Source organism: Gillisia sp. Hel_I_29, assembly GCF_000744275.1.
Taxonomy (GTDB): Bacteria; Bacteroidota; Bacteroidia; order Flavobacteriales; family Flavobacteriaceae; genus Gillisia.
This window is the reverse complement of the sequence record NZ_JQLP01000005.1, coordinates 2,262,984-2,278,123: the sequence shown is the minus strand read 5'-3', so window position 1 is coordinate 2,278,123 and position 15,140 is coordinate 2,262,984. Positions and strand designations below refer to the sequence as shown.

Below are 15,140 nucleotides of genomic sequence, written 5' to 3'. Positions count from 1 at the left end.
AGTAAACCACTTGCAAAAATAGCTCCTAGAATTTGAGCCGAAACATAAAATTATAATTGAGTATTAAATTTTTCAGGCTCTGGTTTAGGTATATTATTTTCATGATCACCAATCATTTGACGAATATCAATCTCTATGTCTCGAGACATTGTTGTAATTGGCACATCATTGCCTTCTCCTTCAAAAGGGTTTTCAGAGGCTTCACCTACACACTCCATAGTATTAAAAACCCATGATATGATGACGCTAAAAGGCACAGTAAACCATATAAAATAATGCCCCATTAATTCTATTAAATAATGGAATCCTGAATTAGGATAAGGTTTGTATTGTTCCATGCTTTCAACGATGATTATCCCAATTTTATCAAATTCATTCATCATACCAAATGGTAGGAGAATAACAAAAATCCAAACAAAAAACTTATTTAATGTGCCAAACTGACGAGGATAAGGGAAATTTTTAATACGTTCTACTTTACCTTGAAGAGTAAATAATTCAACAAACATCTTTTCAATCTCTAAATGGGCAAATTCCCAAACATAGCCTTCAGTTTTAAGTGCACTTAAATGTTTTGATTGTAAATTTAAACAGGCTGCTTGCTTATTTTTTTTACTTAAAACATAGTCCATTTCTTCTTCAGATAAATAGCCTTTTAGTTCTTCTTCAAGTGAATATTTTTGCTCTCTAATTTCTAAGTGTTTTCTATAGTCTATACCAGTTTTCTTTCTTGGTTCTGCTTCCCAAGACTTTGGTGTGCGTAAAGCGTGACGTAACGAACTCATCCAAGCTATGTGACGCAATATAAATGTCTTCTAATTTCGAATAATTCTTGATCTGAAAGTATTTTTTTTGCATGTTCATTATTTACATAATCGTTAAGCATTATAGTTAAAGATCGAGAAGTATTTACAATGCCTCCCCAAACTTTTCGTGCTTCCCATAAACGGTCGTAAGAAGCATTATTTTTAAAACCAATAATGAAAGCTACTGCAGTACCTATTAAACTAATAGGTAGCTAAGGTAAATGTAACCAATACCAACGAAAAACGGTATAAAGTATTACAGGTACTGTTGAAAGTATTACGAAATAAAAAATATCTTTCCGTGTCCAAAGTAGAATCTGCTTTAAAGAATAATTATGCTTTGTGTACATTTAATTTAGTTTTTATATAATTAATATTTGATATTAATAATTTTAAAATACCTGTCTTCTTTAGCTAGTTTCAACACTGCTTTTTCTCCCACTTTTTTGTTTATCAAAAGTCTAGCAATTGGTGAAATGAATGCGATTTTTCCTTTAGAAATATCAGCTTCATCTACACCTACAATTTGATAGTGTTCAGGCGCTGTTTTATTTCCAATTTTTAGAGTTACTAATGCACCAAATCGAATTATGTTTTTTGGTTGATTGTTTAGATCTACTATTTTTGCTGTAGCAATTCGGTTTTTCAACAATTGCAATTTAGCGTTTATATAATTGGAGGCTATTCGGCTTTCCTTTTCGTTTGAAATGTCAAGATGCTCTCTTTCATTAATCAATTCTTGTTTTTCAATTAAAAGTTCATCCATACCAACTTGCGTTACATAATTAGTTACACCTTCTGGTAAGTCGGCTCTTGGTGGTACCATAGGAATTTCCTCTTGGTCATCTTCTTTTACAAATCCTCTACTCATGACTTATTTAATTTTGATAACAACTTTTCCTTTAGTTCGCCCTTTTTTAACGTAAAGCAAGGCGTTTAGTGTGTCTTTTAATGGAAACACTTTGTCTATTTTGGTTTTGACTGTTCCAGATTCTACAAGTTCAGAAATTTCATTGAGTTGTTTTGCATTGGCTCGCATGAATACTAAATTATAAAATGCTGATTTTTGCTTTATTTGTTTTGTTATTTTTCGTCTTTTAAACGCTAAGAATAGTTTAGTGATTTTATTGAGTTTCATTCTGTTGGCAGTTTCTTTATCTACAGGACCAACAAGGGTTATTACTTTTCCACCATTTTTTATTACGCTAAAAGCTTCTTCAGTGTATTCGTTTCCAAGTGTATCCAAAACCATATCTGCATCTTGTACAATAGCAGTATAATCTACAGTTTTATAATCAATCACTTCATCAGCTCCAAGTTTTTTTACCCAACTTACATTTTCTGAACTTGTAGTAGTATATACATAAGCTCCAATTGATTTTGCATATTGAATGGCAAATGAACCAACACCACCAGAACCAGCATGAATTAAAATACTTTCCCCAGATTTTAGTTTACCTCGTTTCAAGGCTTGAATTGCTGTAAGACCTACTAATGGTAAGCTAGCAGCTTCTTCAAAAGTTGTGTTTTTGGGTTTTAGGCTAACTAGTTTTTGATTCACAGCGACAAATTCAGTAAACGTTCCTTGTCTATTCACTTTAGAAAACACCTCGTCTCCAATATTGAAATTAGGAACATTTTCGCCTTTTTCAATAATAATTCCACTAACATCATAACCTAAAGTTGTAGGTAACTTAAAATTACTCACGCTTTTTAGTTTTCCTTCAACTACTTTTATATCTAAAGGGTTTACACTAGCAGCATACGTTTCAATTAATACTTCATCTTTGCTAATGGTTGGTTTAACAATTTCGGAAGTTTTTACTTTTTTCGAAACCTCTCCATAACCTGTAAATTGTATGGCTTTCTTAAGCTATTATTTTTTAGTTTTATCAATATCTTCTTTATTAAGACTTAAAAATTTTAAACCCAATGCTAATAGCACAATAGATGCTGGAAGTATTAAAATCTCCCATTTAAGGTTGTCAATATTTACAAATACTACCTCAAGAAATTTCACAAAAAGAATAATGACAATAACTTCGGCAAGCACATTTTTTAAATGACCAATATTTGGTGTTCTAATCCATTTTAAAACACCATTTCCATCATCATATATTTTGTTTGAAATAAACAAAGTATAAACTCCGTGTGCAAAAATGAATAGCACCAATGCTATTAAAAACGTATCTAAAGATTTTATAAGATAAGTAGTGGCTATATCTGCAGGATGTAAATGTGCTTTATTTTCAGGAATATAATTGAAGATGACAACTCTAAAAGCATTAATGGTTTTTAAAGCACCAACGATAAAAAGTAACAGTGAGCCAAGAAGTGAACCTATTATTGCAGTCCAGCTGATATAACGGAAAAGATAGAATGTTTTTTTCATAATTAAAAAGTGATTAAAATCTTTTATTAAGACTTTGATTAAAACAATAAAACCCTGGAATTTCCAGGGTTTTTATTATAAACTTATTTTATAAAGTTTTAATTAAAAGAATCCCATAGGTTTCTTGTCGTAAGAGATCAACATGTTTTTTACAACACGGTAATGATCTAAAGCCATTTTGTGGTTTTCACGACCGAATCCTGATTCTTTAACTCCACCAAATGGTGCGTGAGCTGGATAGGTATTGTATTGGTTTACCCAAACTCTACCTGCTTGTATTGCACGTGGTACTTGGTATAATTCGTGAGCATCACGAGACCAAACACCAGCACCTAATCCGTAAGGTGTGTCGTTTGCAATAGCAATCGCTTCTTCCGTAGTTTTAAACGTTGTTAAGGCTACAACAGGTCCAAAAATTTCTTCCTGGAAGACTCTCATTTTGTTATCTCCTTTTAAAACGGTTGGTTGTACGTAATAACCTTCAGATAATTCACCTTCATAGTTACCAGCTTCACCACCAGCTAAAACAGCAGCACCTTCTTCAATACCAATTTTAATATAGTTTAATATTTTTTCGTATTGCGCTTTAGATACCTGAGAACCAATCATTGTTTCTGGATCTAATGGGTTTCCTGGTTTTACTAATTTTAAACGTTCTTGCATTTTTTCAACAAAACGATCTGCAATATCTTCGTGTACTAAAATACGAGATGGAGTGGTACAAATTTCACCTTGATTTAAAGCAAACATTAATGCACCTTCAATAGCTTTACTAAAAAACTCATCATCTTGAGCTGCTACAGATGGGAAGAAAATGTTTGGTGATTTACCACCTAATTCCATAGTTACAGGAATAATATTTTCTGCTGCATTATGTAATACTGTACGTCCAGTTTCTGTAGAACCTGTGAATGATAATTTAGCAATTCTGTTAGATGTTGCTAATGCTGCACCAGCTTCTTTACCAAAACCAGTTACAATGTTTAATACACCTGCTGGTAAAATATCACCAATAAGTTCCATTAACATCATAACACTTGTTGGTGTTTGTTCTGCTGGTTTTACAACTGCTGTACAACCTGCTGCTAAAGCTGGAGCAATTTTCCATGCTAACATTAACATTGGGAAATTCCATGGGATAATCTCTCCAACCACACCAACTGGCTCGTGTAATACGATACTTACAGTGTCTTTGTCATGTTCTGAAATACTACCTTCATCTGCACGAATTACACCTGCGAAATAACGGAAGTGATCGATACAGTAAGGAATATCTGCAGCACGAGCTTCACGAATTGGCTTACCATTATCAATGGTTTCTAAGGTTGCTAAATACTCTAAATTATCTTCCATAACCTGAGCAATTTTTAATAACGCATTGCTACGTTCTGTTGCAGACGTGTTACTCCAAGCAGGAAACGCTTCGTGTGCTGCATCTAATGCAAGATCGATATCTTCTTGTGTTGATCGTGCTGCTTGTGTAAATACTTTACCATCTACAGGAGATCTGTTTTCAAAAAATTGCCCTTTTACTGGGTCTACGAATTTTCCTCCAATAAAGTTCCCGTATCTTTCTTTGAATACAGGTTTTGTTACATTTGCCATAATTATAATTTTTAAATTTGATTTTAATTTATACTTGCCAAAACAAGCGTTGTGTAATTATGGTGCAAATGTATGTTGGGTTATTACCTTTCTATTTACTGATATGGTTCAATAACTTATGAAAAAAGGTCAATGTGAATATTTGTGAAGATTAAATATGAAATAAAACACTTAAATAGCTAATAAATAGAGGTTTGTGTAATTTATTTTTTAATTCGAAATATCTGTTGGACTAATTCCGAATTTGTTTTTAAAGGCTACACTAAAGTTAGACAGGTTGTTATAACCAATATCTAAATAAATATCTGAAGCTTTTAATTCACCTCCTTGCAACAATTCTTTAGCTTTTTGAAGACGTTTGTCTTGAAACCATTTTCCAGGTGGCTCCTTATATTCGTTTGTAAAATGACGTTTAAAAGTTGATAGACTCATATTACAGAGAAAGGCAATTTCTTCCACTTTTAAATTGGAATCTACATTGCTCTCTACTGTATTTTTGAATGGCGAAACCTCTTTAGGAATTAAAGAGTGTAAATAAAATTCGAATTCATTACCATATTTATTAAGCATGTAGAGCATTATTTCTTCAAATTTTAAAGATAATAGCGCATTGCTATAACTATGATCTGAAAATGTGCTTGAAGATAAAGAGCTTATAAAAGAAGCAATATAATCATCATTTTCAATTACAAAATATGGTACATCCTCCTTATAAGGTTTTACATTACTCGTGTACTTACTTAAAAAATCTGTGAGTTTTTTTTGTGAAAAAAAGATAAGTTTACAGTAGTAAATGGCTTCTGTATCCAGTAATTCTGTCCATAGCCAATTTCCTTTTTTAAGTAATAATGATTGGTCTTTATTTACAGCAACCGATTTTCCTGCAAAATGTACTTGTTTTTTTCCAACTTGTAAAAAGCTGAACATATTCATTCCTAAATTGACTTTGCTTTTCACAACATCGCTTGTCATTTTAAAGTCATATACAAATATGTCTTGTTGTACTTTTGGGTCTTTAAAGAAAATTTCTGGTATGTTCTCTATTGGCATTTAGATTTATTTTAGCTTGCAGGTAACGTGATTGTGTATGATTTCGTTGCGTGTTTCAGCAACTAATTTAGCAAATACAAACCGAATAGAAAATCCGCGAGGATTTTCGTAAGTAGGCGAGTACTAGCAATGAATTATACACGTTGTTAGCTTTTAGTGCTTTTTTATTCAATTATAATCGGTGAAATCAGATTTTGGACTTTATCCTACTCAATGTTTCTTGTGATATATTTATATAAGAAGCTACTATTTTATTAGGTATACGTTTAACAATCTTGGGATTTATTTTAAATAATTGATTATATCTTTCTGATGCATTTAATGTAGTAAACGACATTAGTCTCTTTGAATTATTAACATATGCTTTTTCTAAATAGATACTATAAAAATCCTTCCATTTGGGAATAATTTTCATTAGATGCCTAAAATCATCGTGATTGATGTATAAAAGTTCGCTACTTTCAACTGCTTGAATAGTTTCTTGTGCAGGTTGATTCGTTATAAAACTAACAAGCTCTGTAGCAAATTGATTCTCAAATGCAATATAACGTGTAACGTCTTTCCCTTTCTCATCTATGTAAAATAGTCTCAAACAACCTTTTTTTACAAAATAACTAACCTGACTATTTTTTCCTTTTGAAAGTAAAATTTCATTTTTCTTTTTTTTTATTGTTTTAAAATAAGATAACACTATTTTTAAATCGTCATCTTCAATGTTAACATTCTTTCTTATGAAATTAGTAAGTTCAATATGTTTTACCATTTATTTATAGTCTCTTACAAATTTACGATAATGAATAATATCCTGTATAGATAGGACAATTAAATTATGTTCATTTGCAAATTGAGAAATAGTGTCAGCTTTTGCCATTGTCCCATCATCATTCATTAATTCACACAATACAGCTTCTGGTTTTAAGCCTGCTAATTTCATTAAATCTATACTACCTTCTGTATGACCATCTCTTTCTAAAACACCATTATTATTTGCTCTTAAAGGAAAAATATGACCAGGTTTATTTAAATCATTGCTTTTAGCATTTTTACTACAAGCCACTTTTATAGTTTTCAATCTATCTTTAGCAGAAACTCCTGTAGTGACTCCTTCTCTTGCTTCTATAGAAACCGTAAAAGGTGTTTGAAAGTTACTTGTGTTATTTTTAACCATAAATGGTAAGTCAAGTAAGTCCGCCTTTTCATTTGTCAAACAAAGACAGACAATGCCACTACATTTTCTAATCATAAGAGCCATATGATTAATTGTCATACTGTGAGCTGAAAATATCAAATCACCTTCATTTTCTCTGTTTTTATCATCCTTTAAGATAACTCCATTTCCATTTTGAAGATGTATTAATGCTTTTTCTAACCGTTCTTGACTATCCTTGGCTAGGGTTTGTAATGCATCTAATTCTGTTAATACCATTATAAATTATTATTAATATTTAGATTACAAAACTAATGTTGTCTCTAGTCAAACTATTTGATATAAGTCAATAAATTATTTGTTGTTTTTATTTTAACTTGTTAACGATTGAAAAACTTAAAGAGAACTAGCTTATCAATTCCGAAAACCTGCTCCAGCATTAAAGCTAACGGTCTTGTATATAGCTTGTAGCGTCCAAATTAGCGATTATTTTCGGATTGAGCAGAAGCCAGATTTTTAAATTTTATTATTTATTTTTTTTATTGGAAAGTCGTCAAATTTAAAAATTTGGCGACTTTCCAAATATGCCTTAACTTTGAATTAAACAACTGACTAGCTATGAGCTATATACGTTGTTGCCCACCGTTATTCTTTCAGTTTGCTTTTTAATAATCCGACTATTTCATTGGCATCACTATTCCGCAAATCCACATATCCAATTGTTTCGTTCAAACCTGGTATTTCGGTGTCATCAAGTTTAAGCGGTAAAATATACTCTTTATTTTGACTAAACGCTCTCGCTTGTGCTGCTTTACGTTCGTGATTTGTCCATTGTTTTTCTCTGTAATTTGTCGAGATAACCATTAGGCAAAACGTAGCTTTATTCTTATAAACATCATTTAAGTGTTCATATAAATCTTTTCCCCAAAGAGTTGCCTTTTCATAAGCATCATAAAAAACTTTAATTCCACTTGCATTTAGTTTTTCAGCAATTTCTTCTGCGATTTTTCTGTCTTCGCCAGCAAATGAAATTGCAATATCATATTCGTTTGAAGATTTGGTTTCTAAATCAACAAACGGGTCAGTAATTGTTGATGTCTTTTCGATTTTTCTATACTGGGCTTTTTCCGTAAGCTCCAAACCAATAAAACACAATCGTTTGTTTAATTCCAATAATCTGTGCTTAAATAATTCAGGATTATCAACATAACGAACTGGTTTCATCGCTCTCGACAGGAATGTAAGTATGTTGTTTGAGCAGTTATGTTTATTTTGATAATGTCCGAAAGCATTAAACAATCGTTTCCATTTTGTCAATTTTGGGTCCGTATCTGGAATGTTCGATTCCGCTAAAATTCGCCCAATTTCTGTTCCGGTCAAACCTGTTTCAGTATTCGCAATTACTCTGCAAATATTTTCTATTATGTCACTTGAAATAGGTGGTTGTTTTGTTGGCATTTAGTTTTTTTTAATGGTGGGCAACGGTCTCCTTTACTTCGTTTATTAATAAATATACCTTTGAGATGAAGAAGGAGGAGAACTAAAACGGTCTCTAGATTACAGATCCAATATCCGTAAGAGTCCTCCATTCTTCACATGGGCAGCAAAGAACCATTTGGAATACCAGGTCAATAAATGGACCCGTTAAAGGAGTTAGTTACTGCGCCCTTCAAATATTAATTTTTTAAAAATATGAAAATTACCAAGAAGTAATCGGAATTGATGTTTCAAAAAACAAGTTAGATGCTTTTGCGTATAATCGAAGGTTACATCGGGAGTTCAGTAATGATGTATTGGGTTATAAATCGCTATTGAAATGGGCTAAAAGTAACGAACTAAAAGTTTTTTTTGTTTTGAGAATACGGGTCATTATTCCTTGAAGTTAGCCTTATATTTATCGTCGAAGAATGCGGTTTATGTGCAGGAAAATCCAGTAGTGATCAAAAGATCCTCCGGAGTAATCAGGGAGAAGAATGATGTTGTAGATGCCATGATGATCGCAAGGTATGGTTGGCTTCACCGGGAGGAACTTTCTGCCAGTGAGCTGAAAGATAAAGAACTCTTGGAAGTAGGCAGATTGCTAGCTTTACGGGATCAACTGGTTCGAAGTCGTACAGGATTAAAGAGCACGCTTTCCGAGCTAAAAAAATTGCTAAATAGTAGTTCAACTGATACCTGTTGCAAGACGCTGGTAAGCTCTATTGCTCATCTAACTTCTCAAATAAACAAAATAGAGAAGCAACTAAAATCAGTTATAAAGGATTCTGAAGCATTATCGCAAAATTATCGGTTGATCACTTCTTTAAAAGGCGTAAGTCTGGTTGTGGGAGCCCAAATACTTTATCACACCAATAATTTTAAACGCTTTGATAGCTGGCGCCAATTCTCCAGTTATTGTGGAACCGCTCCTTTTGGTCATAGTTCTGGGACCAGTATTCATAAAAGGCGAAAATGCCACCCGATGGGAGACCGGCAAATGAAGAGTCTGCTTAGCATGGCTGCCTGTACAGCTATTCAACATGATAGTGAATTACGCCGTTATTACAAGAAAAAGCTAGAAGAAGGTAAACTAAAGATGATTGCGCTGAATAATGTTCGCAATTAGCTATTATCCAGAGTGTTTGCAGTAGTAAAACGAGGTACTCCGTATGTGGAACTACATAAATTTGCTGCCTGAAAAATTAGGGAAAAATGTTTGGATTTAACCTTGGAATACGGTTAACACAAGTTGCGGGAGTAGGGACGCGAACTTGTCGGATTAATTATTTTCTTACTTAGGATACTAAAATACACTTTTTCGATAAAACCCGTTATTTGTGATAACCGTTGTTATAGGCAGTTATACCGCATTCGTCAAACAATATATCAGTTTTGAAAATTTCTATTTCAGTATTCTCCGAGTTCGATGTTTTAGTGAAAATATACTTATCGTTAAAATAAATTATATTAGAATTTGCACTATTAGATTTGTTCTTTAAAATTTTCTTTAGGCATTTTAAATTTTGTAGTTCTCCAATATCAATGTAATTATGTCTAAAATTTTGAATTAATTTTGATGAAATAATTAAGATTAGGGCGCCAATAATCATAATTGCCATACCCTTTATTTGCAATAAAACATTATTTCCTTTTTCTTCATTTTTTTTAATCCTATTAAAAAAAGCTGACTTAATTTTCTTTCTAAAACTATAAGGTAGAAGGTAATAAAATATACATGAAAATGTTATTGTAAAAAAAATAAGAAATATAAGATCTGATAACTGGAAGTATTCTTGTTTTATAAAATGAATATAAGAGAAGTATAATATTACAGATCCGATAAATGTATAACCTAAAATAGTTATCGTCGAAACCATCCAACTATCAACTTTATTATTATAAAAGGGAAGAAATTTTCTAAGTAAAAAACTTAGTTTGTCTGTGATAAAAACACAGATTCCACTAAATAGAATTAGTAATCCATCTGGTATTACTTGACTTACGGAAAAGAATCTAATATAGCTCGTAGATATTGATGCTAATTCATAAGTTTGCCATAATCCTCCAAGAATTGATGGAATTAGAACTGCTATTTCTATGTAATCTTTAATTTCTTTCCAATACATTTGTTTAGGATAATTGCAGGTAACGGTTTGGATATGAGCAGTTGGGGATTTATTGCCCTAACTTTTCGGTTTAGCACTGACCTTTGTTTTATGTATTAATTTCGGTTAAGCACTTAAACCCCAATTGCTTATAGCCGTTGTTGTACCCCGTTTTTTTTATTTTCCGCTCTTTCTTCGGTTATCTTCTTTACACAACATTTGGCAATTTTCTGCTGTTGTTTTTCCGCCTGAATGCCAAGGGTCAATGTGGTCAGCCTCCATTTCGTGAATTTCAAAATGTTGCTTACAAACAATACAAATACCCTTTTGTCTTTCGTAAGTTTCTCGTTTTTGTTTGTCGCTAAATGCACGAATGTTTAAATACTTTTCCTTTCCTGTTAAAACATAAACATAAATTCCTTTTTTGTTTTGAACATCATCATCAATCATTAAGTCCGTAATTTGCTCTTCCAATTTTTTAGAGTCAAATTTTTGGTCTTTAAATTCATTGTATAGTAAACCCCATTTTAACCCTTTCGTTTCTTTGCGATATTTTGGAAAAGTTGCCTTTACCCAACTTATAACTGCTTGAAAATAGAGCCAAAGTTCGTTTGCGTTTGGTTCGTGTTGATTTTTAGACATATAGTCCTCAATTTTCCCTTCCGAAATCCAATCTATCGCAGTTTCTAAATATTCTTGTCTATTTGCAGAACCACTTAAATATTCGTCTCCGATTTTAGGTCTGCTACTTTTTGAAAAATAGCGTTTTGCATCTGAAACCCAAGAACCCGAGTAAACTGCATTTCTTAATTCTTGTTTAGTCAATACTTTTCCCGCAATATTGATAGTTTCAAACCAATCTAATTTTTCGCTATCTGTACCTGAACAGTAATAAACCATTAAAGTATAGTCAAGGATTTCCTCTTGTTTATCGTTAGTTAAATTATAAAAACCTATTCCATCTATTGAAAAATCGCCCTCTACATATTGACAAATTGATATAGTTCTTTGTTGTCCGTCTATTACTTCAAAGTTTCCATCTTCACGAACTGCCCAATACATTACATTTAAGGGAAAGTCCTTTCGTAAAGTATCCAAAACTGCATTTCTTTCTTTCTCGTCATAGACAAACTCTCGTTGGTATGGTGGTCTAATATCCAATTTACCATCAAAACCAATTACACCATCCTCGTTATTATCTTGATAGCCTTTTGTTAATTCACGAACCGTGATTTTTTTTAGCTCTATATCCATCTAAACTTTTTTATTTTTTATAATAATTCTCATATATGGAATGACTGGTTTACCATCTTTATCATAATATGCTAAAATTGGATGGTCTTCTTTTATTGCGCCTGTTCCTCCATTTTTATAATAATCATCTACAAATTTTTGACTTAAACCCTTTGGTGTTAATTCTCTATATAAATTACCTTGACCCAACCCAACTATTTCAAATTGGTCAGGATTATATTTATCTAAAAATGTAATCGGAACACCCATAAACCCCTTGTAGTCAACAGGAATATCTTTTGTAACATCAACGTTTATAGCGTTGAAATTGTCATAAGTTGGATATTCTTCTGGGGTATAATTTTTATATAGGATTAAATCTTCGTGTCTTTTATTTATGTCAAGGTTTGTAAACCAATGAACTCCCGAAACTCTTATCATTCCTTCTCTGTGGTCTCCTGCGGTTGCATAATCTTCATACTGGGTATTAATAAAATGACCTGCACCACCTTTAAAACCAAAACCTAACCAAACCTTGTTCTCTTTAATTAAAGGGAATATCTCGGTATATTTTGTAGCGTTTTGATGCCCAACTATTACAAATTTTTTATCATATTCAATAAGTTGTGCCATATATTCTCTAAAAAGTGAAAAGGGCGGATTTGTAACAACAATATCAGCTTGTTTTAAAAGTTCAATACTTTCTTTACTTCTAAAATCGCCATCTCCTTTGAGTTCGATTATTCCGATTTCCTCTGGGTCAGGTATTCTGTTTCCGTTTTTGTCTCCTGTATATTCTAAATAAATGGCTTTGTCAGAGTCGTTTTGGCTAAACAAATCTGCGTTTTGATTTTTGTAACAAGTGGCAATTAACTTTTTAATTCCTAATTGCTCGAAACGATACGAAAAGTAATGAAAGAAATTACTAACTCTTGGGTCATCACAATTACAGTAAATTACTTTGCCCTTAAAGTGATTTTTATAGTGACGTAATTCGTTTTCAATGTCAGAAAGCTGTGTATAAAACTCATCATTCTTATCTTTTTTCGCTTTTGTTAGGTTTTTAATCTGTGTTTTTTTAGCCATTCAGTTCTGTTTCTTTTTTATGTAGTAAAGATAAAATTTTCAATCTCGTTTTTGTTCTGTTCTGTCAGTTTTTCTTTAATGGGGTACAACTGTCTCGGTTATCGCCAGTTGGCGGAGTAAGGGACGCGGATTTGTCGGCTTAGTATTGATTAGTTGATCAAGATAATTATTTTCTTACTAACGTTGCCGCTTATTGGCGATTAACCGTTGTTGTGTACAGTTTTTATCCTTTCTATTCCTAAATGTGCATTTCGAATCAATTTTACAGCAGTATTATTATCACAGCCAATGGCTGTTTTGGAATCATCATATAAAGTAGTGAAACACCATTTTTTATTTTTTTCAAGCACAAATTCTGGGGAAAGATTTGAAAAATTTGAAGCTATATTTTTAATCTGTTCTATTTTTGTAAAATATAATGACGGTAAGTCATTGTTTTCAATATTTCCTCGAATTTTTCTTAAAACATCATAATGGCAATATACTTTTGTTTGAAGGGTTGAATCGAATACTCTTAAGAGTTCTAAAATATCATTAAAATAAATACTAGAACCTTCTTCACTTCCCCATAAATAATTTGGTCTCGTATCTTTGTTTCGGACCTGATACATAACGTAATCGTAATAATCTTTAAAGTCTTCTCCTTCTTTTAAAAATTCCTTTTTGAATTGGTTAAATGTCAAGACACGTTTATTTTTAGGTCTTCCTAGTTCGTCGCGAGAAGATTCACGACCATTTTGAATATCTAAATCAATTAAAATCGGATTATGATAGATGAAATAATTATCGAAATCCTCAGAGAACCAGTTTTCAATCTCATTTGGATAACTTCGACTTCCACTTTTTCTTTGTATCCAATATCTAGGAACTTTAAAATCTATCATTTTCTTAAAAATTGTACACAACGGTCTCCTTTACTACGTTTATTAATAAATATACCTTTGATATGAAGAAGGAGGAGAACTAAAACGGTCTCTAGATTACAGATCCAATATCCGTAAGAGTCCTCCATTCTTCATATGGGCAGCAAAGAACCATTTGGAATACCAGGTCAATAAATGGACCCGTTAAAGGAGTTAGTTACTGCGCCCTTCAAATATTAATTTTTAAAAATATGAAAAATTACCAAGAAGTAATCGGAATTGATGTTTCAAAAAACAAGTTAGATGCTTTTGCGTATAATCGAAGTTTACATCGTGAGTTCAGTAATGATGTAGTGGGTTATAAAGCCTTGTTGAAATGGGCTAACGGTAAGGAACAGAAAGTGTTTTTTTGTTTTGAGAATACAGGTCATTATTCCTTGAAGTTAGCGTTGTATTTATCGTCGAAGAAGGCGGTTTATGTGCAGGAAAACCCAGTAGTGATCAAAAGATCCTCTGGAGTAATCAGGGAGAAGAATGATGTTGTAGATGCCATGATGATCGCCAGATATGGTTGGCTTCACCGAGAGGAACTTTCTGCCAGTGAGCTGAAAGATAAGGAACTCTTGGAAGTAGGCAGATTACTCGCTTTACGGGATCAACTGGTTCGAAGTCGTACAGGCTTAATGAGTACCCTTTCCGAGCTAAAGAAGTTACTCAGCAGTAGTTCAACCGATACCTGTTGCAAGACGCTGGTAAGCTCTATTGCTCATCTAACTTCTCAAATAAATAAAATAGAGAAGCAACTAAAATCACTTATAAAGAATTCTGAAGCATTATCACAAAACTATCGGTTGATCTCTTCTTTAAAAGGCGTGGGATTAGTTGTAGGTGCCCAGTTGCTTTATCACACCAATATTTTAAACGTTTTGATAGCTGGCGCCAATTCTCCAGTTATTGTGGGACAGCTCCTTTTGGTCATAGTTCTGGGAGCAGTATTCATAAAAGGCGAAAATGTCACCCGATGGGAGACCGGCAAATGAAGAGTCTGCTTAGCATGGCTGCTTGTACAGCTATTCAACATGATAGTGAATTACGCCGTTATTACAAGAAAAAGCTAGAAGAAGGTAAACTAAAGATGATTGCGCTGCATAATGTTCGCAATAAGCTATTATCCAGAGTGTTTGCAGTAGTAAAAAGAGGTACTCCGTATGTGGAACTACATAAATTTGCTACCTGAAGAATTAGGGAAAAAAGTTTGGATTTAACCTTGGAATACGGTTAACACAAGTTGCGGGAGTAGGGACGCGGACTTGTCGGCTTAGTTGTTTTCTTGTTAGGATGCTAAATTACGCTTTTTCGACAACACCCGTTATT

The 15,140-nt window shown here is 32.6% G+C and carries 16 protein-coding genes and 1 pseudogene; 3 read left to right on the top strand and 14 right to left on the bottom strand.

Annotated elements, in window-relative coordinates; genetic code table 11:
• Positions 1–50: 50 nt before the first annotated feature.
• From P163_RS15560 to P163_RS17970, 10 genes are all read right to left on the bottom strand, one after another.
• Complete coding sequence (locus P163_RS15560; RefSeq protein WP_231556210.1) at positions 51–785, bottom strand: bestrophin family ion channel; 735 nt, start codon at positions 783–785, stop codon at positions 51–53.
• Between the two features lie 5 nt (positions 786–790).
• Positions 791–979: a bestrophin family ion channel gene (locus P163_RS18830; RefSeq protein WP_231556230.1), complete on the bottom strand. Its 189-nt coding sequence runs from the start codon at positions 977–979 to the stop codon at positions 791–793.
• 197 nt (positions 980–1,176) lie between these two features.
• Complete coding sequence (locus tag P163_RS15555; protein ID WP_034893326.1) at positions 1,177–1,677, bottom strand: GreA/GreB family elongation factor; 501 nt, start codon at positions 1,675–1,677, stop codon at positions 1,177–1,179.
• 3 nt (positions 1,678–1,680) lie between these two features.
• A complete protein-coding gene (locus P163_RS15550) occupies positions 1,681–2,601 on the bottom strand; it encodes an NADP-dependent oxidoreductase (protein WP_410503406.1) in 921 nt (306 codons plus the stop codon).
• Between the two features lie 81 nt (positions 2,602–2,682).
• Positions 2,683–3,198, bottom strand: a complete 516-nt coding sequence (locus tag P163_RS15545) for a YqhA family protein (protein WP_034893320.1) — start codon at positions 3,196–3,198, stop codon at positions 2,683–2,685.
• A 102-nt stretch (positions 3,199–3,300) separates the two neighbouring features.
• Entirely contained in the window at positions 3,301–4,803 is a 1,503-nt protein-coding gene (locus P163_RS15540; RefSeq protein WP_034893317.1) for an aldehyde dehydrogenase family protein, read from the bottom strand.
• Positions 4,804–5,013: 210 nt separating this feature from the next.
• Positions 5,014–5,853 carry a helix-turn-helix domain-containing protein gene (locus P163_RS15535; protein WP_034893314.1) on the bottom strand — a complete coding sequence of 280 codons (840 nt, stop codon included), beginning with the start codon at positions 5,851–5,853 and terminating at the stop codon, positions 5,014–5,016.
• A 187-nt stretch (positions 5,854–6,040) separates the two neighbouring features.
• Complete coding sequence (locus P163_RS15530; protein WP_034893311.1) at positions 6,041–6,616, bottom strand: Crp/Fnr family transcriptional regulator; 576 nt, start codon at positions 6,614–6,616, stop codon at positions 6,041–6,043.
• Positions 6,617–7,279, bottom strand: coding sequence for a 3,4-dihydroxy-2-butanone-4-phosphate synthase (gene ribB, locus P163_RS15525; protein ID WP_034893308.1), 663 nt, complete (start codon positions 7,277–7,279; stop codon positions 6,617–6,619).
• A 366-nt stretch (positions 7,280–7,645) separates the two neighbouring features.
• The gene (locus P163_RS17970) at positions 7,646–8,458 is read right to left on the bottom strand and encodes a toll/interleukin-1 receptor domain-containing protein (RefSeq protein WP_051931265.1); all 813 of its coding nucleotides are present in this window, start codon (positions 8,456–8,458) and stop codon (positions 7,646–7,648) included.
• A gap of 418 nt (positions 8,459–8,876) precedes the next feature.
• On the opposite strand from P163_RS17970, the gene P163_RS15515 reads away from it, so the two are divergent.
• Positions 8,877–9,605, top strand: a complete 729-nt coding sequence (locus P163_RS15515; protein WP_231556209.1) for a transposase — start codon at positions 8,877–8,879, stop codon at positions 9,603–9,605.
• 205 nt (positions 9,606–9,810) lie between these two features.
• Here the strand turns inward: P163_RS15515 and P163_RS15510 are convergent, their stop codons facing one another.
• From P163_RS15510 to P163_RS15495, 4 genes are all read right to left on the bottom strand, one after another.
• Complete coding sequence (locus P163_RS15510) at positions 9,811–10,605, bottom strand: hypothetical protein (RefSeq protein WP_034893306.1); 795 nt, start codon at positions 10,603–10,605, stop codon at positions 9,811–9,813.
• A 156-nt stretch (positions 10,606–10,761) separates the two neighbouring features.
• Positions 10,762–11,838: an HNH endonuclease family protein gene (locus tag P163_RS15505; RefSeq protein ID WP_034893305.1), complete on the bottom strand. Its 1,077-nt coding sequence runs from the start codon at positions 11,836–11,838 to the stop codon at positions 10,762–10,764.
• Positions 11,839–12,903 carry an adenine-specific methyltransferase EcoRI family protein gene (locus P163_RS15500; protein WP_034893303.1) on the bottom strand — a complete coding sequence of 355 codons (1,065 nt, stop codon included), beginning with the start codon at positions 12,901–12,903 and terminating at the stop codon, positions 11,839–11,841.
• A 200-nt stretch (positions 12,904–13,103) separates the two neighbouring features.
• Entirely contained in the window at positions 13,104–13,787 is a 684-nt protein-coding gene (locus P163_RS15495) for a hypothetical protein (protein WP_034893301.1), read from the bottom strand.
• 230 nt (positions 13,788–14,017) lie between these two features.
• On the opposite strand from P163_RS15495, the pseudogene P163_RS18640 reads away from it, so the two are divergent.
• A pseudogene (locus tag P163_RS18640) lies at positions 14,018–14,401 on the top strand (IS110 family transposase); the annotation flags it as partial.
• Between the two features lie 197 nt (positions 14,402–14,598).
• Positions 14,599–15,003 (top strand): IS110 family transposase, encoded by a 405-nt coding sequence (locus tag P163_RS18635; RefSeq protein ID WP_316930089.1) that lies wholly within the window; start codon positions 14,599–14,601, stop codon positions 15,001–15,003.
• Positions 15,004–15,140 lie beyond the last annotated feature (137 nt).